This window comes from Bradyrhizobium sp. CCBAU 45394, assembly GCF_028128655.1.
In the GTDB taxonomy this organism is placed as follows: domain Bacteria; phylum Pseudomonadota; class Alphaproteobacteria; order Rhizobiales; family Xanthobacteraceae; genus Bradyrhizobium; species Bradyrhizobium diazoefficiens.
This window is the reverse complement of record NZ_LBIX01000171.1, coordinates 227421-253086: the sequence shown is the minus strand read 5'-3', so window position 1 is coordinate 253086 and position 25666 is coordinate 227421. Positions and strand designations below refer to the sequence as shown.

Genomic DNA, 25666 nt, shown 5'->3' with positions numbered 1-25666 from the left:
GGGCCCGTGAGCATGTCGGCAATCGAACGTGTCATTCCACTGGTCGGCCATCTGCCGCCGTCGATCCGCGAGGGGCTGGCGCGGCGTATGCGCGAGCTCGCCGGCCTCGGCCTGATCGCGCTGTCGGGGCTCGCCTCGGCCGCGCTCATGACCTGGTCGGTGCAGGATGCAAGCCTCAGCCACGCGACCTCGCGGCCGATCCGCAACATCCTCGGCTATGCCGGCGCGATCGGCGCCGACCTTGCGATGCAGATCCTCGGGCTCGGCGCGATCATGCTGGTCCTGACGGTCGCGGTCTGGGGCTGGCGCATGATGACCCATCGCCCGTTCGACCGCGAGGCGCTGCGGCTCGGCTCCTGGATTCTCTGCACCGTGATCGCTGCGGGCTTTGTCAGCTGCTGGCCGCACGGCGGCGCATGGCCGCTGCCGACCGGACTCGGCGGCGTGGTCGGCGATGCCCTGGTGCGCGCGCCCGCGGTGATTTTCGGGCCGCCCGGCATGATCTATCGCACCGTGCTCGGCGTGATCCTGTTCGCGGCGATGGCCGCGACCTTCCTGATCGCCTGCGGTCTTGGCGCACGCGAGCATGACGACGAGCTCGCCGAGATCGAGGATGACGACAAGCCGCTCGATGAAGACGAGGAGAGCGATCGCGGCTCGGTGTCGCTGGGCTGGCTGTTCCATGCGCTGATGAGCACCAAGGCGCGCCTGATCTGGCTGTGTGGTGCCGCTTACCGCTCGCTGGTCTCGAGCGGACCGAAGACCAAGGCCGTTGGGTTCAGCCGCCAGGAGCCGAATCTCGGCGGCGGCCGCGCCGCGCCGCCGATCTCGCCGCGGTCCGAAGACCAGGACTACGAGGAGGAGCACGAGGAAGAGGAAGACGAGGAGGAAGAGGAGGAGCCTGCCGCGCGCGCACCGCGCAAGAAGGCTGCTCCGAAGGCCGCGGCCAAGAAATCCTCCGACAAGTTCGAGCTTCCGTCCGTGTCCGTGCTGGCCGCGCCCAAGGCCGGCGATCGCCAGCCGCTCAGCAAGACCGAGCTGGAAGCCAATTCGCGCGCGCTCGAAGGCGTGCTGCAGGACTTCGGCGTGCGCGGCGAGATCGTGAAGGCCAATCCGGGTCCCGTCGTCACGCTGTACGAGCTGGAGCCGGCGCCCGGCATCAAGTCGTCGCGCGTGATTGGCCTCGCCGACGACATCGCCCGCTCGATGAGTGCGCTGTCGGCGCGCGTCGCCGTCGTGCCCGGCCGCAATGCCATCGGCATCGAATTGCCGAACGCCCATCGCGAAAAGGTCTATCTGCGCGAGCTGCTGGTCGCCAAGGAGACCGTCGACACGGTCGCAAAGCTGCCGCTCTGCCTCGGCAAGACCATCGGCGGCGACCCCGTCATCATCGACCTAGCGCGCACGCCGCACATGCTGATCGCCGGCACCACCGGCTCGGGCAAGTCGGTCGCCATCAACACCATGATCCTCAGCCTGGTCTACCGGCTGCGCCCGGACCAGTGCCGGCTGATCATGGTCGATCCGAAGATGCTCGAACTCTCCGTCTATGACGGCATTCCCCATCTGCTCACGCCCGTCGTGACCGACCCGAAAAAGGCGGTGGTCGCGTTGAAATGGGCCGTGCGCGAGATGGAAGAGCGCTACAAGAACATGGCCAAGCTCGGCGTGCGCAACATCGACGGCTACAACACGCGCCTGCTCGAGTTGAAAGCCAAGGGCGAGGAGCCGACGCGCACGGTGCACACCGGCTTCGACAAGGAAACCGGCAAGGCGATCTACGAGGAAGAGAAGCTCTCGCTCGACCCGCTGCCCTACATCGTCATCATCGTCGACGAAATGGCCGACCTGATGATGGTCGCCGGCAAGGACATCGAAGGCGCGGTACAGCGTCTCGCGCAGATGGCGCGCGCAGCCGGCCTGCATGTGATCCTGGCGACACAGCGTCCGTCGGTGGACGTCATCACCGGCACCATCAAGGCGAACTTCCCGACCCGCATCGCCTTCCAGGTCACCTCCAAGATCGACAGCCGCACCATCCTCGGCGAGATGGGCGCCGAGCAGCTGCTCGGCCAGGGCGACATGCTCTACATGGCGGGCGGCGGCCGCATCAGCCGCGTGCACGGACCGTTTGCATCGGACGACGAAGTCGAGAAGGTGGTGCGCCACCTCAAGACGCAGGGCCAGCCCGAATACCTCGAGGCCGTCACGGCCGAAGAGCCGACCGAGGACGAGGACGGCGGCGCCGTGTTCGACGCCAGCGGCATGGGTGCGGATGGCGGCGGCGATCTATTCCAGCAGGCCGTTGCCATCGTCAAACGCGACCGCAAGGCCTCGACCAGCTACATCCAGCGCCGCCTGCAAATCGGCTATAACCGCGCCGCATCGCTGATGGAGCGCATGGAACTGGAAGGCATTGTCGGTCCCGCCAACCACGCCGGCAAGCGCGAGATCCTGGTCGAGGAAGAAGACAGCCATATGTGAGGCGAGCCGCCTCAAAACAGGCTTTCACGCAAAATCGATATCTGCTTTTGCCCGAAATCACGCTAAAAGGCGCCTAGCCATACAGGACGACGCGTTGATCAGACATCCGGACATTCGATTCGCTGCCACCATCGCCGCGCGAAGCGCGCGCGTGGCCGGCGTGCTTCTCGTCACCGCCGCGATGGTGACCGCGGCGTCGTCCGCGCAGAACGTGCCGGTGCCGAAGCCCGCGCCGAAGGGCCGCGACAATGGTGCGGCCGCCGGCGGGCCTGCGGTCACCGGCGCGACCCAGACGCCGCCGAATCCGGTGATCCCGGATCCGCGCCGCAACGTGCCAAGCAGCATCTTCCAGACCTTCGACGCCAACCAGAAGGCGCAGGCGGCCAAGGTCAGCGCCTATCTGTCCTCGCTGTCGACGCTGGTCGGGAATTTCGTCCAGGTCGGCCCCGACGGCAGCAAGACGCAGGGCGATTTCTACATCCAGAAGCCGGGCAAGGTGCGCTTCGAATATGACGCGCCGAGCCCGATCGACATCGTCGCCGACGGATCGTCGCTGGTGGTGCGCGACCGCAAGCTCGCCACGCAAGACGTCTATCCGCTGTCGCAGACGCCGCTGCGCTTCCTGCTGTCCGATCGCATCGACCTGATGAAGGACACCAACGTCGTCAACGTCTCGGCCGACGACGTCTTCGTCAGCGTCACCATCGAGGAGAAGCAGGCGCTGGTCGGCACCAGCCGCCTCCTGCTGATGTTCGGCGCCAAGGACGGCCAGCTGAAGCAGTGGACCGTCACCGACCCGCAGGGCTACGACACCACGATCGCGGTCTACAATCTCGACGCAACCAAGAAGCTCGATCCCGGCATGTTCAAGATCGACTTTACCAATTACGGCCCATCGCCAGGATAGTTGCTGTAGGGTGGGCAAAGGCGCACTTGCGCCGTGCCCACCATCTCTCCTCCTCGCGGCAGGAATGGTGGGCACGCTTCGCTTTGCCCACCCTACGAGAGCTCGCTGTGGACAAGCATTTTCCCCGCGCCAATCCATGCTAAGACGCATCCCTCATGCGTCTTTCCCTGACAACCTGGAACATCAATTCGGTGCGGCTGCGCATCGATCTGGTCGCGAAATTCCTCAAGAGTGCGCGGCCGGACGTGCTGTGCCTCCAGGAGACCAAGTGCATCGACGACGCCTTTCCGCTGAAGCGTTTCAAGCGGCTCGGCTATGAGCACGTCGCGCTGAACGGGCAGAAGGGCTATCACGGCGTCGCCATCGTCTCGAAGATCCCGTTCGAGTCCAAGGACATCCGCACCTTCTGCGACAAGGTGGATTCGCGCCACATTTCTGTATCTTTCGGGACGCAGGCCAACATCGCAAAGCCGCTGGTGCTGCATAATTTCTACGTGCCGGCCGGCGGCGACATTCCCGATCCGGCGCTGAACGAGAAGTTCGACCACAAGCTGCGCTTCCTCGACGAGATGACGGCGTGCGAGCCGCTGCATCCGCGCGGCGATGACCGCCACATCCTGGTCGGCGATCTCAATGTCGCCCCGCACGAGAACGACGTCTGGTCGCACAAGCAGCTTCTGAAAGTGGTCTCGCACACGCCTGTCGAAACCGAGAAGCTGAAGGCGGCACTCGCAGCCGGTGAGTGGGTCGACGTCGCGCGCGAGCGCATTCCGATGTCGGAGAAGGTCTACACCTGGTGGAGCTACCGTTCCGCCGACTGGACCGTCGGCGACCGCGGCCGCAGGCTCGACCACATCTGGGTCTCGCGCGCGTTGAAGGACGCGGTCCAGGATTTCAAGATTCTCCGCGACGCGCGGAGCTGGGAGCGTCCGTCGGACCACGTGCCGGTGACGGTGACGCTGGAGGTGTGACCTCCTGTCATTCCGGGGCGCGCGTAGCGCGAGCCCGGAATCCATCGGGCGGCAGAGTTGGTGGATGAATGGATTCCGGGCTCGCGACTTCGTCGCGCCCCGGAATGACAGGGGCCTCAGGTCGTCAGCTTCGCACCGGCCATCAGGATATCGCTCGCGATCTGGCTGGAGCGAACTGCGAATTCGTCGCGCAGGCGAACGGCGGCGGCGGGGTCGCTTTCGAGCACGCGCTGAAACAGGCTGCGCGCGACGCGGATGACGGAGGAATGCTCCAGCGCGATCGCGCTCGACGGCCGCTTCATCGGCACCACCAGCGCGAGCTCGCCGATCAGCGCGCCGGGACCCACGGTCATCTCGGCGCCGGCGCCGTCTTCGACCCGGAAGGCGCCGCGCTGGACCACGAAGCCGGCATCGGCGTCGTCGCCGAGATTGAAGAGGATGTCGCCGCGGACGAAGTCACGCTGCTCGGAGCCGATCGCCAGCATGCGCAACGAGGCGTCTCCCAACAGGCGCAGTGTCGGGACCCGCTCGAGAAGCGCTACGTCGTCGTCAATTGACATTCAGATCCGAGGCTCAAGGGCACGCGATCTAAAACGATTCGCACGCCCCCAAAGCGTATCACGGCACCAGCTTGTAGCCACCGGCTTCCGTTACCAGGATCTCCGGGTTGGCGGCGTCCTTCTCGATCTTCTGGCGGAGGCGGTAGATGTGGGTTTCCAGCGTGTGGGTGGTGACGCCGGAATTGTAGCCCCAGACCTCCTGGAGCAGGGTCTCGCGCGACACCGGCATCTGGCCGGCGCGGTAGAGGAAGCGGAGGATGGCAGTTTCCTTCTCCGTCAGCCGGACCTTGCGCGCATTGGCGGCGGTCAGCATCTTCGAGCCGGGCCGGAAGCTGTAGGGGCCGACCGAGAACACCGCGTCCTCGCTGGCTTCGTGCTGGCGGAGCTGGGCGCGGATACGGGCCAACAGCACGGCGAAGCGGAAGGGTTTTGCGACGTAGTCGTTGGCGCCGGATTCCAGGCCCAAAATCGTGTCGGAATCGGTGTCATGCCCGGTCAGCATGATGATGGGGGCCTTGAAGCCGCCCTTGCGTAAGGAGCGGACCACCTCGCGGCCATCGGTGTCGGGCAGGCCGACGTCCATCAGGACGAGATCGGGGGAATTGGCCTTCGCGGCGCTCGCACCCTTGGCGCCGGTATCGACGGCGGAGGCTTCAAATTCTTCGTGCAGCGATAATTGCTCCACCAACGTATCGCGCAGATCGGTATCGTCATCCACGATCAGGATCTTGCGGGCATTGGCCATAGGGTATCATCCTTTTGGGGTCCGGCTCGGCGCGCATGCATGCCGCGCCCAGCCGCGAGGGGAAGTTTAGGGGTCGCCGTTATTATTGTTGTTCGTGTTGAAGTAGTGGGCTGTTACCGATTCACAAGCCAGAAGCACTCTAACCTAGAATAGCAGGGCGTTTTGATGAATGTCCTGTAATGAATGCGACATCGCACGGTCACATGAAAAACAACGCTGCTTCAGCTACTTACACCAAAAATCGAGGCGCCGGACCGCTGTCCGCGATCCGCGTTAAGCCTGCCGCCGGTAATCCGCGCCGCGGCTGGCTGACGGCCGGAGCGCTGACGATTCCGGTGGCGCTGGGGCGGGGCGGTATTCTCGCCAACAAACGCGAGGGCGACGGCGGCACCCCGAGGGGCAGCTTCCGACCGCGGCGACTGTGGTGGCGGGGCGACCGGCACAGCCGGCCGCAAACCTTCCTGCCGGCGCGGATCATCACCGGCGAGGACGCCTGGTGCGAGGATCCCCGGGACCGTCACTACAATCAGGGAATCCGGCTCGGCGAGGGGCAGGGCGGTGACCGGCTCAAGCGGGCCGACCATCTCTATGACTTCATCATCGAAATCGACCACAACACGCGCCCGCGCATCGCCGGCCGCGGCAGCGCGGTGTTTCTGCATCTGGCCCGCGACAATTTCGGGCCGACCGCGGGCTGCGTCTCCATGACCAAATCCGCGATGCTGCAATTGCTGCGGCGGATCGGCCCACGAACAAGAATCATCATCGGGTGAGGGCCCATGCTCGAGAAGGATCAGATCGCCGCCGCATCGCGCATCCTCGTCCGACATTGGCGTGACGGCACCAAGCTCGACGCACTGGAGAGACATCTGCGGCCGCAGACCCGCGCCGAGGGCTACGCCATTCAGGCCGCGCTCGAAGCGCAATCGCCCGGAAAGCTGTTCGGCTGGAAGATCGCGGCAACGAGCTTGTCCGGACAGAAGCACATCAATGTCACGGGACCGCTGGCCGGGCGCATCATGAGCGACACCGTGATCGCCGATGGCGGCACCGCGTCGATGAAGGGCAACGCGATGCGCGTCGGCGAGCCGGAATTTTGCTTCCGCATGGGACGCGATCTGGCGCCGCGCGCGGCGCCGTTCGCCGTCGACGAGGTGCTGGGCGCCGTGGACAGCTTCCATCCCGCGATCGAGATTCCGGATTCGCGCTTTGTCGATTTCGCCGGCGCCGGCGAGGCGCAGCTCATCGCCGACAATGCCTGCGCGCATCTGTTCGTGCTGGGCGCGGCGACGCCTGCGAACTGGCGCGGGATGGATCTCGTCGAAGAACGGCCGCAGATCACGCTGCGCGGCGAGCGCTACATCGGCCATGGCAAGAACGTGCTCGGCGATCCCCGTGTTGCACTCGCCTGGCTCGCCAACGAGCTGCGCGGACTCGGCATCACCTTGCGGGCAGGGGAGGTGGTGACCACAGGCACCTGCCATCCGCCGCTGCCGATCCAGGCCGGCGATCACTTTGCGGTGGATTTTGGCGTGTTGGGAAAGGTGTCGGTGGGGTTCGAATAATCACTGCTGTCGTCCTGGCGAAGGCCAGGACCCATACCGCGTGATCTCTCGATTCCGCTCCGTTGCAATACCGACGGCCAATCTTCGCCAAACCACTCCCTGGGGTAATGGGTCCTGGCTTTCGCCAGGACGACCCAAGACAATTATCTATGCCCGAAGATGGCGCTTCCCACGCGCACATGCGTGGCGCCGAGCATGATGGCGGTGGCGAAATCCGCGCTCATGCCCATCGAGAGATTCTTCAAGCCGTTACGCGCGGCGATCTTGGCGGTCAGCGCGAAATGCGCCGCCGGCGGCTCGTCCACCGGCGGGATGCACATCAGTCCGGAGATCGTCAGTCCATAGGTATCGCGGCAGCTTGCGAGGAAGGCATCGGCCTCGCCGGGCGCGACGCCGGCCTTCTGCGGCTCCTCGCCGGTGTTGATCTGGACGAAGAGCTGCGGGTGCTTTTTCTGGGATTCGATTTCCTTGGCTAACGCCTGGCAAATGCTCGGGCGGTCAACCGAATGGATGGCGTCGAACAGCGCGACCGCCTCTTTCGCCTTGTTGGATTGCAGCGGTCCGATCAGATGCAGCGCAATATCGGGGTAAACGGACGTTAACGCCGGCCACTTGCCTTTGGCCTCCTGCACCCGATTCTCGCCAAATACGCGCTGTCCGGCGACGATGACCGGGGTAATTGCATCCGCGTCGAAGGTCTTCGACACCGCGATCAGCGTGACCGAGGCGCGATCCCGCCGCGCGTCCCTGCAGGCGCGGGCGATTTCGGCTTCGACCGCGGCGAGCGCGTTTGGTGAATGGCCGGTTACCGGCGCGGCGTTGGCTTCTGTCATGACGTCGATTGGCTGTGGTCGTAACCGAGGTAAGTCCAATTTTACCGAGTTCAAGAAAGAGTTTTTGAACCCTTCGCTTTACCTTGGCCCATGGGGTGGGCAGCGAAGATGGCAAACGTCAGTTTCAACCGTAAGCGAGCAAAACTCAAGCAGGTCCTTGGAATCCGGGCGCGGCTTGCGTTACTCGCCGTGATTCTGGTGGCGCCCTTGATGCTCGAGCGCATCCGTTCGCTCGAGAACACGCGCACCAGCCAAATCGCGCAGGCCGCGGCCGAGTTCAACACCGTCGCAAGGCACAGCGCCGATGCGCAGCGCGAGGTGATCTCGTCGGTCGAGACCATCCTGAAATCGGAAGCCTTCATCCGCGCCTCCGCCGGCGGCATCAGCAAGAGCTGCGACGTGCTGCGCGCGAGCCTGCCGTCGAACCTTCCCTGGATCCGCACGCTTCTGATCGCCGGCCAGGACGGACGCATCCAGTGCGCCACCAACAACATGTATGTCGGCCTCGATCTCAGCGACCGGCCTTACTTCCAGCAGGCGCAGGAAACCGGCCGTTTCGTGCTGAGCGACTTCATCCTGTCGCGGCCGGTGCCGTCACCGACCGTCATGGCGGTCTATCCGGTGTCCGCCTTCAGCGGCGTCGCCGATGCCGTCGTGCTCGCCACCGTCAACCTCGACTGGATGTCGAAGGTCATGAGCAATCTCGGTGGTCGCGCCGGCATCACCGCCGTGCTGGTCGACAGCGCGGGCACCGTGCTGGCCGCCCCCGCCGACCAGCACAGCGCGGTCGGCCGTCCCCTCGACAACATGCCGCTGATGTCCGCAATCGCCGACAAGGCGCTGCGGTCGGACCAGGACGAGGGCTCGCTGTCCTTCCTCGCCGCCGACGGCTCGCGCCGCGCCGTCAGCTACATCCGCATCGCCGGCACAAATGCCCGCCTGATCGCCAGCATCGACGAGGACAAGGTGTCTGCGGCCGTGAGCCGCGATATCCGCACCGCCTATCTCCAGCTCGCTTTCGTCGTCCTGTTCGTCCTGCTCGGCGCGCTGATCGCCGCCGAGAAGCTGGTGATCAAGCCGATCGAGATGCTTGCCGACATGGCCAAGCGCCTCGGCGAGGGCGATCTGTCGGCACGCGCGGCGCGCAATCGCCTGCCGGCCGAATTCGTGCCGCTGGCCCGCGCGTTCAACGCGATGGCCGCGCAATTGAGCCAGCGCGAGCGCGAGCTGATCGCGAGCAACGACCGGCTGACGGTAATGGCCTCGATCGACATGCTGTCGGGCCTAGCCAACCGCCGCGGCTTCCAGAGCCGGCTCGACTTCGAATGGATGCGCGCGCAGCAATATGGCAGCGACCTCGCGCTGCTGATGATCGACGTCGACCACTTCAAGCTCTTCAACGACACTTACGGCCATCTCGAAGGCGATTCCTGCCTGACCCGGCTCGGCGAGTCGCTGTCCGGTATCGCCGCCGACACGATGGGCTTTGCGGCGCGCTATGGCGGCGAGGAATTCTGCCTGCTGCTGCCGAACACCGACGTGGACCGCGCCGTGGAGATCGGCGAACTGGTGCGTGCGGCCGTGCTGAGGCTCTGCCTGCCGCACATCACGTCCGCCCACATGATCGTCACCGTCTCGATCGGCGTTGCCGCAGCGAAGCCCAACGAGGCCTTGCGCCCCGGCGACCTGATCGAAGCCGCTGACGCCGCCCTCTACGCCGCAAAACACCGCGGCCGCAACAACGTCGTCGAGCACGGCGTGCAGGCGATCGAGACCGGCGCAGCGGACATGATGATGGCGGGCTGACGGCCGGCTGCAAGACTACCGGGAAGATATCGTTTCGAGACCGCGCTCCAGCTTTTGCGACAGGTCGGAGACCGACGGCGCATTTTGTCCCCACTTGACGGGTGGATGAATCTTCGTCGGAGGACCCTTTGTCAGACTAACACGCTTAAGGAAATTGTTCGTGTTGTCGCTGCTCATCATTTGCTTGAGAGGGATAAAGCCGATCCCCTCGGGAAAAATGAGTCTGATCGAATCAGTGTCGCTGTTGAGCTCGGCAAACCTCATCGTAATCAGATAGGTCTGATCGTCCGTTTGCTTGAAATCATATGCATAGGGCTGAATCCGTATCTGCTCCGCAGAGTTGGTGGTGTAAGGCCTGCTTACGCTGTCGTCCGATTCGACGAATTGAACCAAGGCTTCGACCGTCCAATAGGGACGCTGAAGACCTCGCACATACTCAATCGTCGGCTCGAGAAACTTGAAGAAGCCGAGCGCCAGGATCGCGAAGTAGAAGCCGGCCGCTCCGCCCGCTTTCACTGCAACTCCCAGTATCTTCCATTGCGTATCAACCGGCGCGTTGGGAAACAGCCGGTAGATCATAACCGCAGGAAGCAGGGGTACGACCGCCCAGAAGATGTAAGTGACGCACAATGCGAAGAGCAGGACGACATCCCGGCTGAGCAATTCGTTCATTTGCCAATCCTCCAATATATGGAGCGACTTGTTTCGTAATCTTACCGAATTCCTAGTTTCTTGAAATCGTCGGCGACGCTGCTGCTGATCGCCTTGGCCGCATTAATATCTTCTTCGCCGCCGGCACGATCGCCAAGCTTCAACTTGCTGATACCGCGGCCATAGAGGGAGTTCTCATCCTTCGGACTCATATTGAGCGCCCGATCGTAGTCCTCGATGGCCTGGGCTAGATTTCCCGACTTGAGGTTGACAAGACCGCGGCTATTTGACGTGACGGCGCTGTTCGGCCGCAATGAAAGCGACCGGTCGCAGGCATAGAGTGCCGTTTTCAGCTGATCTATGATGCCAAGAGCCCAGCACAGATTATTCCATGTCTCGGGATCGTTCGGGTTCAATTGTGAGGCTTTGGTGTAGTCGTCCGCAGCTTGTTTATATTCCTCTCTTTGGTCGTGAACGTACGCGCGCCCAAAGAATGCGCTCGCGGATTTCGGGTCGAGCGCGATCGCCCGATCGTAGTCATTGAGCGCCAGGTCGGTTTGATTCTTCAAACGATGGGCCCGCCCCCGTCCAATGTAGGGATTTACATAGGTTGGAACGAGCTCGATCGCGCGGTCGCAATCCTTCAAGGCATTGTCCGCGTCTTTCAAGCTGTTGTAGGCCGAACACCGATTGTTCAGGGCATAGACGAACGTCGGATCGAGATCGATCGCCGCGCTGAAGTCCTTGATCGCGCGATCCAGGTCATGCAGTCTCAGGTAGATCAAGCCCCGATTGTTAAGCGCCTGAGTGCTCTTACTGTCGAGTTTGAGGACTTCGCCATAGACTTCAATGGCACGTCCGTAGTCTTCTATGGACGTATAAGAGAGAGCGGCACCGAAGAGCGCAGCCGTTGAATTCTTGTCGAGCGCGATGGCGCGCTCGTAGTCCATGATAGCCTGACTATGCAGATTTTTCAGGCGGTAGGCGTTGCCCCTGCTCACGTAAGCACTTGTGTAGTTTGCGTTCAGGTTGATGGCGTTGTCGCAATCCTCGATCGCGCGATTGAATTCGCGCTTTCTGACGTAGACGGCGCACCGATTGTTGAAAGCATTCGCATATTGCGGGTCAACCTTGATTGCCTCGCTGTAGTCCTGGATTGCTTTGTCGAAATCGTTTGCGCGACTGGCGAGAAAGCCACGGTTCAGATAAAGGACAGCCAGATCGTGGCCCTGAACGCTCCCCGATTTGATTGCGGCAGTGCATGCATCGGGTGAGATGAGCGGGTCTATCTTTTTGCAGGTCTCGACGTCGTCTGCGGCAGCCGCGCACAGTCCACTCGCCAGCAGAGCGGCTAGCCAGGCCCATGGCCTGAGATGTTTACGCAGCGCGCAAATGGGCACTTCCGGGCCCCCTTGTCGATGCCCGTACCACACGCATACTCCGCCCAGACTGCAGCTAAGGATCGCGCGGGCGAGCCTCTGCGGAAACTGTTGTGGTCAGGCAAATTATTGTTGCCACTTCAGCTAACGTCGTCGCTGTCAGGGCGAAAACCAGTAACACTCTCAAAAATCGCTTCATGGCGTATACGAAGGTGAAATACGACTAGGGATTGTGTTCCCGGTGCCGTTGGTTGTCAATACTCATCCGTTGACCCCACGGTCGCTTTTATGGCCTAGTCCGGCCACTTCAGACCGCCGAACCCACGAAAAAACCAACGATTCCATGACCTCCGAACGCTATAACGCCCGCGATTCCGAACCGCGCTGGCAAGCCGCCTGGGACGAAAAGGCGATCTTCGTCTCCAAGAACGACGATTCGCGGCCGAAATACTATGTGCTGGAGATGTTCCCCTACCCGTCCGGGCGCATCCACATCGGCCATGTCCGGAACTACACGCTCGGCGACGTGCTGGCCCGCTTCATGCGCGCCAAGGGGTTCAACGTGCTGCACCCGATGGGCTGGGACGCTTTCGGCCTGCCGGCCGAGAACGCCGCGATCGAGCGCAAGGTCGCCCCGAAAGCCTGGACCTACGACAACATCGCCGCGATGAAGAAGCAGCTCCGCTCGATCGGGCTGTCGCTGGACTGGAGCCGCGAGATCGCGACCTGCGATCCCTCTTACTACAAGCACCAGCAGAAGATGTTCCTGGACTTCCTGCGTGCGGGCCTTGCCGAGCGCGAGAAGCGCAAGGTGAACTGGGACCCGGTCGACATGACCGTGCTCGCCAACGAGCAGGTGATCGACGGCAAAGGCTGGCGTTCCGGTGCCATTGTCGAGCAGCGGGAAATGAATCAGTGGGTCTTCAAGATCACGAAGTACTCGCAGGAGCTCTTGTCCGCGCTGGATACGCTCGACCGCTGGCCCGACAAGGTGCGGCTGATGCAGCGCAACTGGATCGGCCGCTCCGAGGGCCTCCTGGTGCGCTTCGCGCTGGATCAGGCGACGACGCCGGCCGGCGAGAGCGAGCTGAAGATTTTCACGACGCGCCCCGACACGCTGTTCGGAGCCAAGTTCATGGCGATCTCGGCGGATCATCCGCTGGCGACGGCCGCCGCCGCGAAGGACCCGAAGCTTGCGGAGTTCATCGCCGAGATCAAGAAGATCGGCACCGCGCAGGAGATCATCGACACCGCGGAGAAGCAGGGTTTCGACACCGGCATCCGCGCGATCCATCCGTTCGACCCGAGCTGGAAGCTGCCGGTCTATGTCGCCAACTTCGTGCTGATGGAATACGGCACCGGCGCGATCTTCGGCTGCCCCGCGCATGACCAGCGCGACCTCGACTTCGTCAACAAGTACAACCTCGGCAACACGCCGGTGGTGTGCCCCGAGGGCCAGGATCCGAAATCGTTCGTCATCACCGACACCGCTTATGACGGTGACGGCCGCATGATCAATTCGCGCTTCCTCGACGGCATGACCATCGAGCAGGCCAAGGATGAAGTCGCAAAACGCCTCGAAAGCGAACTGCGCGGCAACGCGCCGGTCGGCGAGCGTCAGGTGAATTTCCGCCTGCGCGACTGGGGCATTTCGCGCCAGCGCTATTGGGGCTGCCCGATCCCCGTCATCCATTGCCCGACATGCGATGTGGTGCCGGTGCCGGACGCCGACCTGCCGGTGAAGCTGCCTGACGATGCGACCTTCGACAAGCCGGGCAACGCGCTCGATCATCATCCGACCTGGAAGCACGTCACTTGCCCGCAATGCGGCGGCAAGGCGCAGCGCGAAACCGACACCATGGACACCTTCGTGGACTCGTCCTGGTACTTTGCGCGCTTCACCGATCCCTGGAACGAGAACGCACCGACGACGCCCGCGGTCGCCAACCGGATGCTGCCGATCGACCAGTATATCGGCGGCGTCGAGCACGCGATCCTGCATCTGCTCTACAGCCGCTTCTTCACCCGCGCGATGAAGGCGACCGGGCACGTTGCGCTGGACGAGCCGTTCGCAGGCATGTTCACGCAAGGCATGGTGGTGCACGAGACCTACCAGAAGGCCGACGGGTCCTATGTACAGCCGGCCGAGGTCAAGATCGAACTCGGCGGCAACGGGCGCCGCGCAACCCTGCTGACGACGGGCGAAGACATCCAGATCGGCGCGATCGAGAAGATGTCGAAGTCGAAAAAGAACACCGTCGACCCCGACGACATCATCGAGACCTACGGCGCCGACGTCGCGCGCTGGTTCATGCTGTCGGACTCCCCGCCCGACCGCGACGTGATCTGGAGCGACGAGCGCGTCCAGGGCGCCTCGCGCTTCGTGCAGCGGCTGTGGCGGCTGGTGAACGATTCCGTCGAACTCGGCAAGGCGGCGCCGGCGGCCCGGCCGGCCTCGTTCGGGGCGGATGCGACCGCCTTGCGCAAGGCCGCCCATGGCGCGCTGGACAAGGTCACCACCGGGATCGAGCGGCTGCACTTCAACGTCTGCCTCGCCCATATCCGCGAATTCACCAATGCGTTCTCCGAGGTCCTCCAGCGCCCCGGCCAGCCGGCCGCGGACTTGGCTTGGGCGATCCGGGAGGCCAGCCAGATCCTGGTCCAGCTGTTCTCCCCGATGATGCCGCATCTGGCCGAGGAGTGCTGGCAGGTGCTGGGCCAGAAGGGGCTGGTTTCGGAGGCCAATTGGCCCCAAATCGAACGCGATTTGCTGGTTGAAGACAGCGTGACCCTGGTGGTCCAGGTCAACGGCAAGAAGCGGGGTGAGGTCTCAGTTGCAACAGCGGCCCAGAATCCGGAAATCGAGGCTGCCGTTTTGGCCCTCGATGCGGTAAAGCTGGCGCTGGACGGCAAGCCCGTCCGCAAGGTGATCATCGTCCCCAAGAGGATCGTGAATGTTGTCGGCTAGGATCCGCATCGCAGCCCGTTTGCTGGCAGTCGTCGCTCTGGCGGCGCTGACGGCCGGCTGCTTCCGGCCGATGTATGCCGAGCATACTGACGGCACCCCCGGCTTGCGTGAGAAGCTGATGGGCGTCGAGCTGCCCCCGATCCCCAAGCCCAACGCCTCCCGCGAGGCCCGCGTCGGCGTCGAGGTCCGCAATGCTCTCGCCTTCAAGCTGTACGGCACGGCCACGGGCATGCCGCCGACTCACCGCCTGGAGATCCGCTTCACCTCCAGCCGGTCGTCCCTGATCATCAGCCAGGCAACGGGACTGCCGACCAGCGAGAATTACGGCATCGACGCCCAGTACAACCTGATCGAGGTCGCGAGCGGCAAGTCGGTGATGACCGGCACGACGTTCTCGCGCGTGTCCTATGACAATCCCGGCTCCTACCAGCGCTTCTCCCGCAACCGCGCGGTGCGCGATGCGGAGGATCGTGCCGCCAACGAGATCGCCGAGAACATCAACACCCGGCTCGCCTCGTTCTTCACCGCGGGCAGCTAATTCACATTCCCGTCGTTCCGGGGCGCGCGTGGTGCGAACCCGGAATCTCGATTCCCAACCACTGGATTCCGGGTTCGCGCTACGCGCCCCGGAATGACGATCTAGGCCCGATGGTCGCGCTGCGTGGAAAAGAGATCGACGCCTTCCTCGCCCGCCCCGACGCGGGCCGGCCGATCGTCCTGCTCTACGGTCCCGACGCCGGGCTGGTGCGTGAACGCGCCGACGCGCTGATCGCCTCCGCCGTGGACGACCCCAACGATCCGTTCTCGCTGGTCAGGCTCGATGGCGACGAGCTGTCCGCCGAGCCGTCGCGTCTCGTCGACGAAGCCATGACGGTGCCGCTGTTCGGCGGCCGACGCGCCATCCGCGTGCGCGCAGGCTCGCGCAGCTTCGCCAGCGGCATCGACACGCTGGCCGAGATGGGCGTGAAGGATTGCCGCATCGTGATCGAGGCCGGCGAGCTGCGCCCGGAATCGCCGCTGCGTAAGGCCTGCGAGCGCGCCAAGACGGCCGTGGCGATCGGCTGCTATCCCGACACCGAGCGCGACTTGGCCAAGCTGATGGACGACGAGCTTCGCATCGCAAACTTGCGCATCGCGCAGGATGCCCGCGCGGCGCTGATGTCGTTTCTCGGCGGCGACCGCCAGGCCTCGCGCAACGAGCTGCGCAAGCTGACGCTCTATGCACATGGCAAAGGCGAGATCACGCTGGAAGACGTGATGGCGGTGGTCGCCGATGCTTCCGAACTGAAGCTCGATCCGATCGTCGACGGCGCCTTCGCCGGCCGGCCCGACATCGTCGAGACCGAGTTCGCCAAAGCCATGATCGCCGGCACCTATCCCGGCGTGATCATCTCGGCCGCGCAGCGCCAGGCCGCGTGGCTGCACAAATCCGCGCTTGCGATCGCCGACGGCCAGCCTGCCTCCGCCGTGCTCGACGGCGGCTTTCCGCGGCTGCACTTTTCGCGAAAGCCGGCGGTGGAGACGGCGCTGCGCAATTTTAGCGTGGCGCGGCTCGCCGCCATCATCGAGCAGCTAGCAACCGCCGCGCTCGACACCCGCAAGCAATCCACCCTCGCCGCCGCCATCGCCCAGCGCACGCTGATGGCGATCGCCGCGAACGCCAAGCGGCGGGGCTAAGTCCAGCTCTCTCCGCGCGTGATCGCGAGCCCGGAATAGCGGCGAAGACTACAGCGCGCCCTTCGCCAGCCGCTTCATGACTTCGTCGAGCTGGTCGAGGTTGCGGTAGTTGATCTGCACGGAGCCGCCGGGGTCGCGGTGATTGACGGTGACCTTGAGACCGAGCGCGTCGCTGACGCGCTTTTCGAGGTCGATCGTGTCAGGGTCCTTTTCCTTCCCCGCGGTGCTGCGCGCCTTCTGCGGCTTGCGCTCCGGAACGCCCTCTTCATGCGCGAGCGCCTCGGCCTGGCGGACGTTGAGACCTTCCTCGACGATGCGCCTGGCGGCAGCGAGCGGATCGGGCACGCCGATCAGCGCGCGGGCGTGACCGGCCGTCAGCTGGCCGGTCGCGATGAAGGCCTGCACCTCGGCCGGCAGCTTCGTCAGCCGCATCATGTTGGCGACGTGGCTGCGGCTCTTGCCGACGACTTTCGCGATGTCGTCCTGGCTGCGTTTGAACTCATTGGCGAGCGCGTGATAGCCCTGCGCCTCCTCCATCGGATTGAGGTCTTCGCGCTGCACGTTCTCGATGATCGCGAACTCCAGCGCATCGCTGTCGCTGATGTCGACCGGCACGATCGGCACTTCATGCAGGCCTGCCATTTGCGAAGCGCGCCAGCGCCGTTCGCCGGCGATGATCTCGTAGCGGTCCTGCGCGCCCTTCACCGGACGCACCACGATCGGCTGGATCACGCCGTGCTGCCGGATCGAATCGCTGAGCTCCTTGAGCTCGGTTTCCGAAAAGGTGCGGCGCGGGTTGCGCGGGTTGGGCTTGATGAATTCGATCGGCACCTTGCGCTGCGCGCGCGGACGATCGACGTGCTGAGCCTCGCCGCCGACGTCACCGATCAGACTTGCAAGACCCCGGCCCAGTCGCGAACGCGCTTCGTCGGCCATCGCCAGCTCCCTTGGATTCACGGTGCAGCACTCCAGAACTGAATTATCGTAGGGTGGGCAAAGCGAAGCGTGCCCACCGATTGTGTGCGGAAGACGGTGGGCACGGCGAAGACGCCTTTGCCCACCCTACGGCATCGTCAATGCGTCGTGCGCAGCTCGCGCTCGCGCTGGATCACTTCGGTGGCAAGCCGCAGATAGGCTTCGCTGCCGACGCATTTGAGATCGTAGACCAGCACCGGCTTGCCGTAGGACGGCGCTTCCGAGATGCGCACGTTGCGCGGGATCATGGTCTTGTAGACCTTCTCGCCCATGAACTGGCGGACGTCGGCGACGACCTGGTTCGAGAGGTTGTTGCGCGAGTCGAACATGGTCAGCACGATGCCGTGGATCGACAGGTTCGGGTTGAGCGTCGAGCGGACCTGCTCCACCGTCTGCAGCAATTGCGACAGACCTTCGAGCGCGAAGAACTCGCACTGGAGCGGCACCAGGATCGCATCGGACGCCGCCATCGCGTTCACCGTCAGAAGGTTGAGCGAGGGCGGGCAGTCGATCAGCACATAGGTGTAATCCGCGTCCGGCGAGACGTTGTTGTTGAGCGCACCGATCGCGTCGCGCAGCTTGAAGGCGCGGCCGGGCGTGGTGCCGAGCTCGAGCTCGAGGCCGGAGAGGTCCATGGTCGAGGGCGCGATGTGCAGCCGCGGCACCGCCGTCGACACCACCGCCTCGCGCAAGGCCGCTTCGCCGACCAGCACGTCATAGGTCGAACAGGAGCGGTTGCGGCGATCGATGCCGAGGCCGGTCGAGGCGTTGCCCTGCGGATCGAGATCGACGATCAGAACGCGCTCGCCAATCGCGGCGAGCGCCGTGCCAAGGTTGATCGCTGTGGTTGTTTTCCCCACGCCGCCTTTTTGATTCGCCAGCGCGAGGATCCGCGGGTGGCCCTGCGGGACCACGTCGGTCTGTTCTTGCTGCGGCTCGTCAATCACGCTCATCGCAAATTCCCCACTCGCCCCTGAACGTCTCAGCCGCGCCGTTCGGCGGCATTGAGCTCCACGATCCAGCCGTCACCGGTACGGCTTTGGTGGAGCTGCGGCTGAATATTCCAATATTTAGCGGCTTCGGTCAATTCAGCCTCTACATCTTGACCCTTTGGAAACAACGCTTTTGCGCCCTGGCGCATCAGCGGCTCCGCAAAGCCGATGAGTTGATGTAGCGGAGCCAGTGCACGCGCGGTGACGCAATCGACCGGGCCGGTGATTCTATCCACATTATCCCCGATCTCAGCGAGATGTACGACTCCCGGAGATGTGGTGATCCGAATTGCTTCGCGCAGGAACGCCGCCTTCTTGGCGATTCGCTCGACGAGGTGAACGCTCGCACCGGGTGTCTCCGCCATGGCACAGGCTAGGACGACGCCCGGAAATCCGCCGCCGCTGCCGAGATCGGCCCAGCGCCTGGCCGTTGGGACAAGATCGACGAGCTGAAGCGAGTCGGCGATATGCCGGGTCCAGAGGTGCGGCAAGGTCGAGGGCGCGACGAGATTGGTCTTGGCCTGCCACTCCCGCAGCAGCGCGATGTAGCGATCGAGCCGGGCCTCGGTTTCACGTGAAACGGGCGCAAGCTTCAGCGCTGCGATCTTGTCCGCCGCTATGACCGAGTCCAACGATCGATCGTTGGCGCTGGCCTTGTTGATCTTCTGGCTGGCCGGTGCAGATCGACCGTCGGGTCCCTCGCCCGCTCCAGATCCTGGTGCTGAAGGTTTCGGCGATGAAGGTCTCGGCGATGACGATCGACCGCCGGCCGGTCCGCGCTGTTTCACGTGAAACGCCTATGCAATTGCCTTTGAGGTCTTCCTTGCCTCGCGCCGGAGATAGGCCGCGAGGATGCCGAGCGCCGCCGGCGTCATGCCATCGATCCGGCCGGCCTGGCCGACCGTGAACGGCCGCGCCTTCTCCAGCTTGGCCCTCACCTCATTGGAGAGACCTGGCACCAGCTGATAATCGACCTCTGACAGCACCAGCCCCTCGTCGCGCCGGAAGGCTTCGACGTCGGCGCTCTGGCGCTCCAGATAGACGTCGTACTTGGCGTCGATCTCGAGATGGGTGGCGATGACCGGGTCGATCGCCGACAGCTCCGGCCAGATGGCGCGGACCTGGCTCCAGCCGATGTCCGGATAGGCCATCAGCTCGAAGGCCGAGCGGCGTTGACCGTCCCGGTTCAGGGACAGTCCGTGCTTGATCGCCTCATTCGGAGTGATGGTCAGAGACTTCGACAGTGCTCGGGCGGCGTTCAGGGCCTCCATCTTGGTCCGGTGATGCAGGGTCCGGGCGTTCCCAACGCACCCCAGAGCGATGCCCTTCTCGGTCAGTCGCTGATCGGCATTGTCGGCCCGCAGCGTCAGCCGGTACTCGGCCCGCGAGGTGAACATCCGATAGGGCTCGCTGATCCCCCGGGTGACAAGGTCGTCGATCATCACGCCGAGATAGCCATCGGCACGGTCGAAGACCACCAGTGCAGCCCCGCTGGCGGCCAAAGCCGCGTTCAGCCCGGCCACGATGCCCTGCCCGGCGGCCTCCTCGTACCCAGTGGTGCCGTTGATCTGCCCGGCCAGGAACAGACCGCGCAGACGCTTGGTCTGGAGGGTCGGATCGAGCTCGCGGGGATCGATGTGGTCGTATTCGATGGCGTAGCCCGGGCGCACCATCTTGACCCGTTCAAGACCGGGAATGCTGGCGAGGATCGCGAGCTGGACCTCCTCCGGCAGCGAGGTCGAGATGCCGTTGGGATAGACGGTGCTGTCGTCGAGCCCTTCCGGCTCCAGGAAGATCTGGTGGCCGTCGCGGTCACCGAACCGGACGATCTTGTCCTCGATCGAGGGGCAATAGCGCGGTCCGGAGCTCTTGATCTGCCCGGAGTACATCGGAGAGCGATGGACATTGGCCCGGATCACCTCATGGGTCGCGGCCGTGGTCCGGGTGATCCCGCACTGGATCTGCGGGGTCGTGATCCGGTCGGTCATGACCGAGAACGGCTCCGGCGGCTCGTCTCCGGGCTGCATTTCCACCGCCGACCAGTCGATCGTGGAGCCATCCAGACGCGGTGGCGTCCCGGTCTTCAGCCGTCCCAAGGTGAAGCCGGCGCGCTCGAAGGAGCCTGAAAGGCCCATCGCGGGCGCCTCGCCGACGCGGCCGGCGGGCCAGTTCTTCTCACCGAGATGGATCAGACCACGCAGGAAGGTGCCGGTGGTGACAACAATGGACCCGGTCCCGAACTCCCGGCCGTCGGCCAGGCGAAGACCGGTCACCCGGCCCTCGACCACAATCAGCTCGTCGGCCTCACCCTCGATGACGGAAAGACCCTCGGTCTCCCGGATCGCGGCCTGCATCGCGGCGGCATAGAGCTTCCGGTCGGCCTGGGCCCGGGGGCCGCGGACCGCGGGGCCCTTGCGGCGATTGAGGACACGAAACTGGATGCCGCCGGCATCGCCGACCCGGCCCATCAGACCATCCAGCGCATCGACCTCGCGGACCAGATGGCCCTTGCCGAGACCGCCGATGGCGGGATTGCAGGACATCGCGCCGACAGTCGAGAAGCGATGCGTCACCAGAGCGGTCGCGGCGCCCATCCGGGCAGACGCAGCCGCGGCTTCACAGCCGGCGTGGCCGCCGCCAATCACGATGACGTCGAAACTCTCTCGCTCTGGTCGCATGGGCGGACTTCTAGCTCAGAGGCGGAGAAGCCGGAAGTGGAAACTGGGTGCCGGTTGTTTCACGTGAAACGAGGCGGTCGGGAGGACGAAGTGCGGTTTCGCGAAAACAACCCATGCACAGTAGGCTGGGGTTTGAAATCACTATGTTTCACGTGAAACGTATCGATGGAGGCGAGATCGGTGCCACGTGCGTCATTGCGAGCGTAGCAAAGCAATCCAGACTGTCTCCGCAGAGGCAGTCTGGATTGCTTCGTCGCAAGAGCTCCTCGCAATGACGAGATTGAAGCACGCGCCCAGCTCCAAATCCGGACCGTTTCGCGGCGAGGTCAGATCCAGCGCGCGAACCCGCCTAAGGTTCGTTTCACGTGAAACAGGCCCCACCCGCCTTCCACGCAAGCGGAACCGCCCCCCTGTTTCACGTGAAACACCAAGCAATGGAACAAGCACTAGTTCTACAATGAAGAACTAGCGCTACTTTCCGATACAGAATTTCTGGAAGATGGCCCCAAGGACGTCTTCAACGTCCACCCGGCCCAACAGCCGGCCCAGGGCATAGGCGGCGGAACGAAGCTCCTCGGCCGCCAGCTCTTCGCCCTCTCCTACAAGCTCCAGACTTCGGCGCAAGCTGTCTGACGCCTGGCGCAACAGATCGCGTTGGCGGGCCCGGGTCACCAATACGCCCTCACTGGTTCCAAAGAACTCGGCGGCGAACTTCACGAGGGCGTCGACCAGCTCGCGAATCCCGTCTCCGCGGCTCGCCGAGATCCCGAACTCGCCCCGCGGCCCGTCGTCCCCGACTCCGCCGAGATCGATCTTGTTGCGCACGATCCAGACCGCGCCGCCGGACGGATGGCTCCCGTCGCCGGACGTCCACAGCGAACGCATCGCCGCCGGATCCGCGGCCTGCTCCCCCTCCACCAGCCACAGCACGAGGTCGGCGTCCTCGGCTCGCGCACGGGCGCGGCGCACACCCTCCTGCTCCACGGGATCATCGGTCTCGCGAATGCCGGCGGTGTCGATGACAGTGACGGGATAGCCATCGAGATCGAGCTGCACCTCGATCACGTCGCGCGTGGTGCCGGCATGCGGCGAGACGATCGCGACCTCGCGACGCACCAGCTGGTTGATCAGCGTGGACTTACCGACATTCGGCTCGCCGGCGATGGCAACCACCATTCCATCGCGCAGGCGTTCAGAATGTCCCTGTGCCGCAAGCACTTCTGTGATTTCGACGTGGAGCGCCTTGATCGCCTTGACCGCCGGCGCCCTCAGCTCCGCCGGCACATCGCCCTCGTCGGAAAAATCGATGCCGGCTTCGATCAGTGCCGACGCCTCGATGATTCGCTCGCGCCAGTCGCGCGCGCGGTTGCCGAGCAGCCCCTGCAGTTGACGCAACGCCTGGCGGCGCTGGCGGTCGGTGTCGGCATGGATGAGGTCGTCGAGGCCCTCGGCTTCGGTCAAGTCGAGCTTACCGTTCTCGAAGGCGCGCCGCGTGAATTCGCCGGGCTCGGCCGCCCGTGTATTCGGAATTAACGAAATAGCAGAGAGAAGCGCGGCCAGCACGGCGCGGCCGCCATGGACGTGGAATTCGGCGATGTCCTCGCCTGTTGCGCTACTCGGGCCAGGAAACCAGAGCACGACCGCGTCGTCGATCGGCTGGCCTCTCTCGTCACGGAGCAGCCGGCGGCTGGCCTGCCGCGGTGCCGGCAGCTTGCCCGCGAGCGTCGTCAGCACCAGGCCGGCCTGGGCGCCCGAGACCCGCACCACGGCGATCGCGCTCGGCGGACGGCCCGACGACAGAGCAAAGATGGTCTGGTCTCGCGGATGCATGGCCTATTTGTCCAGCCGCCAGGGAAAAGGCAAATATCCGTTTCGGCCGATACGCCCGCACGGTTTTGCTGCACCAATTCTCGCAGCAAAAGCGCTTATTGCATCGCAGCATAGGCACAGCATTCTGCTGCAAAAGTCTCTCCGCCTTGGCTACCAGACTTGGGCGAAAATCAAGTATTATCTAGCTATGTCAACGTATTAATAGAGATCAGGTGAGACGGCGAACCGCTCGCGATGCTGCACCCTCGCTGCAACAAGGCCGCACAAAAGAAAAGGGCGCCCGAAGGCGCCCTCCAATCCTTCGCTGCACCGCACTCAGGTGTTCATGGAGTCGAAGAACTCCGAATTGCTCTTGGTCGAGCGCAGCTTGTCGAGCAGGAAGTCGATCGCGTCCATGGTGCCCATCGGGTTCAGGATGCGGCGGAGCACGTACATCTTCTTGAGCACCTGCGGATCGGTGATGAGCTCCTCCTTGCGGGTACCGGAGCGCGAGATGTCGATCGCCGGGAAGGTCCGCTTGTCCGAGACCTTGCGGTCGAGGATCAGCTCGGAGTTACCGGTGCCCTTGAACTCTTCGAAGATGACTTCGTCCATGCGGCTGCCGGTATCGACCAGCGCGGTCGCGATGATGGTCAGCGAGCCGCCCTCCTCGATGTTGCGGGCGGCACCGAAGAAGCGCTTCGGGCGCTGCAGCGCGTTGGCGTCGACACCGCCGGTCAGCACCTTGCCGGATGACGGCACCACGGTGTTGTAGGCGCGGCCGAGACGCGTGATCGAATCGAGCAGGATCACGACGTCGCGGCCATGCTCGACCAGGCGCTTGGCCTTCTCGATCACCATCTCGGCGACCTGGACGTGACGCACCGCCGGTTCGTCGAAGGTCGAGGACACGACCTCGCCCTTCACCGAGCGCTGCATGTCCGTGACTTCTTCCGGACGCTCGTCGATCAGAAGCACGATCAGATAGCATTCGGGATGATTGTGCGTGATCGAATGCGCGATGTTCTGCATCAGCACGGTTTTACCCGTGCGCGGCGGCGCCACGATCAAGGCGCGCTGGCCCTTGCCGATCGGCGCGACGATGTCGATCACCCTTGCAGAAAGGTCTTTTCGCGTCGGATCGTCGATTTCCATGCGGAAGCGCTGGTTCGGAAACAGCGGCGTGAGGTTGTCGAAATTGACCTTGTGCTTGGCCTTTTCCGGGTCCTCGAAATTGAGCGTGTTGACCTTCAGCAGCGCGAAATAGCGCTCGCCCTCTTTCGGGCTGCGGATGTGGCCTTCGATGGTGTCGCCGGTACGCAGGCCAAAACGGCGGATCTGCGAAGGCGAAACGTAGATGTCGTCCGGGCCCGGCAGATAATTTGCATCGGGCGAGCGGAGAAAGCCGAAGCCGTCGGAGAGCACCTCGACAACGCCTTCACCGACGATGTCGGTCTCAGCGAGCGAAAGCTGCTTGAGGATAGCGAACAGCAGCTCCTGCTTGCGCATGGTGCTGGCATTCTCGACCCCATTCTCTTCCGCGAACGAGACGAGCTCGGCCGGGGTTTTCGACTTGAGGTCCTGGAGTTTAATTTCCCGCATTGGGGTGGTCCTGTGGGGTAACCTTAGGGAGGGGGTGCGAGGAGGCTCTGAAATGCGGACGAGAAGGAAGATAGGGTCCGCAGGTCTGGCAAGGTGAGTGCCGGTGAGGCTTCAAACCTGATGCGGTGTCCGGCCTCTGGAAAGCTCGGACACAACCACATCCGCCTGCGTTGGGTGGGATATCGCCAATATAGAAAATCGCCCCTCACTGCGCAAGCCGAAGCGCTGGGCGATCAATCGAGATCGCTGCCTAGAACGGTTTCACGATCACCATGATGACGATGAAAATCATCAGGACGGTCGGCACCTCATTGATAATCCGATAGAATTTCTGACTTCGAGGACGCCGGTCGGCAGCAAAATCCTTCAACCAGCGGGAAAAAAAGCCGTGGACCGCGGACAACGCCAGGACCAGTGCCAGTTTTACGTGCAGCCAACCGGATGCAAACCAATGGCCGGACCAGGCGAGATAGAGCCCGGCGAGCCAGGTGATGATCATGGCCGGGTTGATGATCGCCTTGAGCAGCCGGCGCTCCATGACCTTGAACGTCTCCGACTGCTTGGAGCCGATTTCGGCCTCGCAATGATAGACGAACAGCCGCGGCAGATAGAGCATGCCCGCCATCCAGGAAATGACGGCGATCACATGCAGCGCCTTGATCCACTCGTACATGCCGGCGGCCTCCTTTTCTTGTTTCGACGCGTTTTCTCGAGGCGAACTGGAATCCGCTTCGCTCGATAACGCTTCTGCTCACCAAACAGTGGATGGAACGAGCCCGGTAAGAATTCATTCATAGATGGGAGCGCACACTTATCCGAGCGCTCCGCTTATCTAAACCTAAACTTTTAGAATCTTAAGGTTTGAGTCTTAGTGACCGTGGATTGGACTCACACAATTCCGTCCGCCACTTCCCGAGCGCTTGTTCACATCCATCAACATATCCCGCGTGGGCCTCGGCGGATCCGATAAGCCGTCCGGGCTCAAGGGCTTGCGTGCGCCCGTCGACAGCCTATCAAGGGGGTTATCCGCGCAATCCCGCTTCCCTCTCGGCGGGCCGCCGGAC

The 25666-nt window shown here is 63.7% G+C and carries 21 protein-coding genes; 9 read left to right on the top strand and 12 right to left on the bottom strand.

Features of this window, described 5'->3' with window-relative positions; all coding sequences use genetic code 11:
• Positions 1-6 precede the first annotated feature (6 nt).
• The 3 genes from WN73_RS29150 to xth all read left to right on the top strand — a co-directional run bounded on the left by WN73_RS29150 (position 7) and on the right by xth (position 4362).
• Positions 7-2484, top strand: a complete 2478-nt coding sequence (locus WN73_RS29150; RefSeq protein WP_028174986.1) for a DNA translocase FtsK — start codon at positions 7-9, stop codon at positions 2482-2484.
• 151 nt (positions 2485-2635) lie between these two features.
• The gene (locus tag WN73_RS29145) at positions 2636-3391 is read left to right on the top strand and encodes an outer membrane lipoprotein carrier protein LolA (protein ID WP_011083445.1); all 756 of its coding nucleotides are present in this window, start codon (positions 2636-2638) and stop codon (positions 3389-3391) included.
• 155 nt (positions 3392-3546) lie between these two features.
• Positions 3547-4362 carry an exodeoxyribonuclease III gene (gene xth, locus WN73_RS29140; RefSeq protein WP_028174987.1) on the top strand — a complete coding sequence of 272 codons (816 nt, stop codon included), beginning with the start codon at positions 3547-3549 and terminating at the stop codon, positions 4360-4362.
• 116 nt (positions 4363-4478) lie between these two features.
• On the opposite strand, the gene WN73_RS29135 is transcribed toward xth, so the two are convergent.
• Both WN73_RS29135 and WN73_RS29130 read right to left on the bottom strand, forming a co-directional pair.
• Positions 4479-4922, bottom strand: a complete 444-nt coding sequence (locus WN73_RS29135) for a cyclic nucleotide-binding domain-containing protein (RefSeq protein WP_011083447.1) — start codon at positions 4920-4922, stop codon at positions 4479-4481.
• Between the two features lie 58 nt (positions 4923-4980).
• Positions 4981-5667, bottom strand: coding sequence for a response regulator transcription factor (locus WN73_RS29130; protein WP_008142830.1), 687 nt, complete (start codon positions 5665-5667; stop codon positions 4981-4983).
• A 203-nt stretch (positions 5668-5870) separates the two neighbouring features.
• Here WN73_RS29130 and WN73_RS29125 point away from each other — a divergent pair, with 203 nt between their 5' ends.
• Complete coding sequence (locus WN73_RS29125) at positions 5871-6440, top strand: L,D-transpeptidase family protein (RefSeq protein ID WP_028174988.1); 570 nt, start codon at positions 5871-5873, stop codon at positions 6438-6440.
• A 6-nt stretch (positions 6441-6446) separates the two neighbouring features.
• Positions 6447-7232 (top strand): 2-keto-4-pentenoate hydratase, encoded by a 786-nt coding sequence (locus WN73_RS29120; protein WP_028174989.1) that lies wholly within the window; start codon positions 6447-6449, stop codon positions 7230-7232.
• Positions 7233-7375: 143 nt separating this feature from the next.
• On the opposite strand, the gene WN73_RS29115 is transcribed toward WN73_RS29120, so the two are convergent.
• Positions 7376-8065 carry a YggS family pyridoxal phosphate-dependent enzyme gene (locus WN73_RS29115; protein ID WP_028174990.1) on the bottom strand — a complete coding sequence of 230 codons (690 nt, stop codon included), beginning with the start codon at positions 8063-8065 and terminating at the stop codon, positions 7376-7378.
• A 108-nt stretch (positions 8066-8173) separates the two neighbouring features.
• On the opposite strand from WN73_RS29115, the gene WN73_RS29110 reads away from it, so the two are divergent.
• The gene (locus tag WN73_RS29110) at positions 8174-9871 is read left to right on the top strand and encodes a diguanylate cyclase domain-containing protein (RefSeq protein WP_028174991.1); all 1698 of its coding nucleotides are present in this window, start codon (positions 8174-8176) and stop codon (positions 9869-9871) included.
• 15 nt (positions 9872-9886) lie between these two features.
• Here WN73_RS29110 and WN73_RS29105 read toward each other — a convergent pair whose 3' ends face one another.
• On the bottom strand, positions 9887-10543 hold the full coding sequence (locus WN73_RS29105; protein WP_074076454.1) for a hypothetical protein: 657 nt from the start codon (positions 10541-10543) through the stop codon (positions 9887-9889).
• A 41-nt stretch (positions 10544-10584) separates the two neighbouring features.
• Positions 10585-11955 (bottom strand): tetratricopeptide repeat protein, encoded by a 1371-nt coding sequence (locus tag WN73_RS29100; protein WP_080668220.1) that lies wholly within the window; start codon positions 11953-11955, stop codon positions 10585-10587.
• Between the two features lie 289 nt (positions 11956-12244).
• On the opposite strand from WN73_RS29100, the gene leuS reads away from it, so the two are divergent.
• From leuS to holA, 3 genes are all read left to right on the top strand, one after another.
• Positions 12245-14869, top strand: a complete 2625-nt coding sequence (gene leuS, locus WN73_RS29095; protein ID WP_028174994.1) for a leucine--tRNA ligase — start codon at positions 12245-12247, stop codon at positions 14867-14869.
• Positions 14856-15407, top strand: coding sequence for an LPS assembly lipoprotein LptE (gene lptE, locus WN73_RS29090; RefSeq protein ID WP_011083455.1), 552 nt, complete (start codon positions 14856-14858; stop codon positions 15405-15407). Before leuS ends, lptE begins: the two co-directional genes overlap by 14 nt.
• 110 nt (positions 15408-15517) lie before the next feature.
• Positions 15518-16546 (top strand): DNA polymerase III subunit delta, encoded by a 1029-nt coding sequence (gene holA / locus WN73_RS29085; protein WP_028174995.1) that lies wholly within the window; start codon positions 15518-15520, stop codon positions 16544-16546.
• 48 nt (positions 16547-16594) lie between these two features.
• Here holA and WN73_RS29080 read toward each other — a convergent pair whose 3' ends face one another.
• From WN73_RS29080 to hemJ, 7 genes are all read right to left on the bottom strand, one after another.
• A complete protein-coding gene (locus tag WN73_RS29080; protein ID WP_028174996.1) occupies positions 16595-17482 on the bottom strand; it encodes a ParB/RepB/Spo0J family partition protein in 888 nt (295 codons plus the stop codon).
• 137 nt (positions 17483-17619) lie between these two features.
• Entirely contained in the window at positions 17620-18474 is an 855-nt protein-coding gene (locus WN73_RS29075) for a ParA family protein (RefSeq protein ID WP_011083458.1), read from the bottom strand.
• 29 nt (positions 18475-18503) lie between these two features.
• Positions 18504-19145 carry a 16S rRNA (guanine(527)-N(7))-methyltransferase RsmG gene (gene rsmG / locus WN73_RS29070; protein WP_186363039.1) on the bottom strand — a complete coding sequence of 214 codons (642 nt, stop codon included), beginning with the start codon at positions 19143-19145 and terminating at the stop codon, positions 18504-18506.
• A 165-nt stretch (positions 19146-19310) separates the two neighbouring features.
• Positions 19311-21191, bottom strand: a complete 1881-nt coding sequence (mnmG, locus tag WN73_RS29065) for a tRNA uridine-5-carboxymethylaminomethyl(34) synthesis enzyme MnmG (RefSeq protein ID WP_028174998.1) — start codon at positions 21189-21191, stop codon at positions 19311-19313.
• A gap of 471 nt (positions 21192-21662) precedes the next feature.
• Entirely contained in the window at positions 21663-23021 is a 1359-nt protein-coding gene (mnmE, locus tag WN73_RS29060) for a tRNA uridine-5-carboxymethylaminomethyl(34) synthesis GTPase MnmE (protein WP_028174999.1), read from the bottom strand.
• Positions 23022-23336: 315 nt separating this feature from the next.
• A complete protein-coding gene (gene rho, locus WN73_RS29055; RefSeq protein ID WP_011083462.1) occupies positions 23337-24602 on the bottom strand; it encodes a transcription termination factor Rho in 1266 nt (421 codons plus the stop codon).
• A gap of 250 nt (positions 24603-24852) precedes the next feature.
• A complete protein-coding gene (gene hemJ, locus WN73_RS29050; protein WP_028175000.1) occupies positions 24853-25275 on the bottom strand; it encodes a protoporphyrinogen oxidase HemJ in 423 nt (140 codons plus the stop codon).
• Positions 25276-25666: the final 391 nt, after the last annotated feature.

Bases quoted from the DNA above. Each gene is read 5' to 3' on its own strand.
- mnmE (WP_028174999.1), bottom strand. From the start codon at position 23,021: ATGCATCCGCGAGACCAGACCATCTTTGCTCTGTCGTCGGGCCGTCCG.
- rho (WP_011083462.1), bottom strand. From the start codon at position 24,602: ATGCGGGAAATTAAACTCCAGGACCTCAAGTCGAAAACCCCGGCCGAG.
- WN73_RS29080 (WP_028174996.1), bottom strand. From the start codon at position 17,482: ATGGCCGACGAAGCGCGTTCGCGACTGGGCCGGGGTCTTGCAAGTCTG.
- WN73_RS29075 (WP_011083458.1), bottom strand. From the start codon at position 18,474: ATGAGCGTGATTGACGAGCCGCAGCAAGAACAGACCGACGTGGTCCCG.
- hemJ (WP_028175000.1), bottom strand. From the start codon at position 25,275: ATGTACGAGTGGATCAAGGCGCTGCATGTGATCGCCGTCATTTCCTGG.
- WN73_RS29120 (WP_028174989.1), top strand. From the start codon at position 6,447: ATGCTCGAGAAGGATCAGATCGCCGCCGCATCGCGCATCCTCGTCCGA.
- WN73_RS29115 (WP_028174990.1), bottom strand. From the start codon at position 8,065: ATGACAGAAGCCAACGCCGCGCCGGTAACCGGCCATTCACCAAACGCG.
- WN73_RS29130 (WP_008142830.1), bottom strand. From the start codon at position 5,667: ATGGCCAATGCCCGCAAGATCCTGATCGTGGATGACGATACCGATCTG.
- WN73_RS29110 (WP_028174991.1), top strand. From the start codon at position 8,174: ATGGCAAACGTCAGTTTCAACCGTAAGCGAGCAAAACTCAAGCAGGTC.
- leuS (WP_028174994.1), top strand. From the start codon at position 12,245: ATGACCTCCGAACGCTATAACGCCCGCGATTCCGAACCGCGCTGGCAA.
- xth (WP_028174987.1), top strand. From the start codon at position 3,547: ATGCGTCTTTCCCTGACAACCTGGAACATCAATTCGGTGCGGCTGCGC.
- WN73_RS29125 (WP_028174988.1), top strand. From the start codon at position 5,871: ATGAAAAACAACGCTGCTTCAGCTACTTACACCAAAAATCGAGGCGCC.
- WN73_RS29135 (WP_011083447.1), bottom strand. From the start codon at position 4,922: ATGTCAATTGACGACGACGTAGCGCTTCTCGAGCGGGTCCCGACACTG.
- WN73_RS29105 (WP_074076454.1), bottom strand. From the start codon at position 10,543: ATGAACGAATTGCTCAGCCGGGATGTCGTCCTGCTCTTCGCATTGTGC.
- lptE (WP_011083455.1), top strand. From the start codon at position 14,856: ATGTTGTCGGCTAGGATCCGCATCGCAGCCCGTTTGCTGGCAGTCGTC.
- mnmG (WP_028174998.1), bottom strand. From the start codon at position 21,191: ATGCGACCAGAGCGAGAGAGTTTCGACGTCATCGTGATTGGCGGCGGC.
- holA (WP_028174995.1), top strand. From the start codon at position 15,518: ATGGTCGCGCTGCGTGGAAAAGAGATCGACGCCTTCCTCGCCCGCCCC.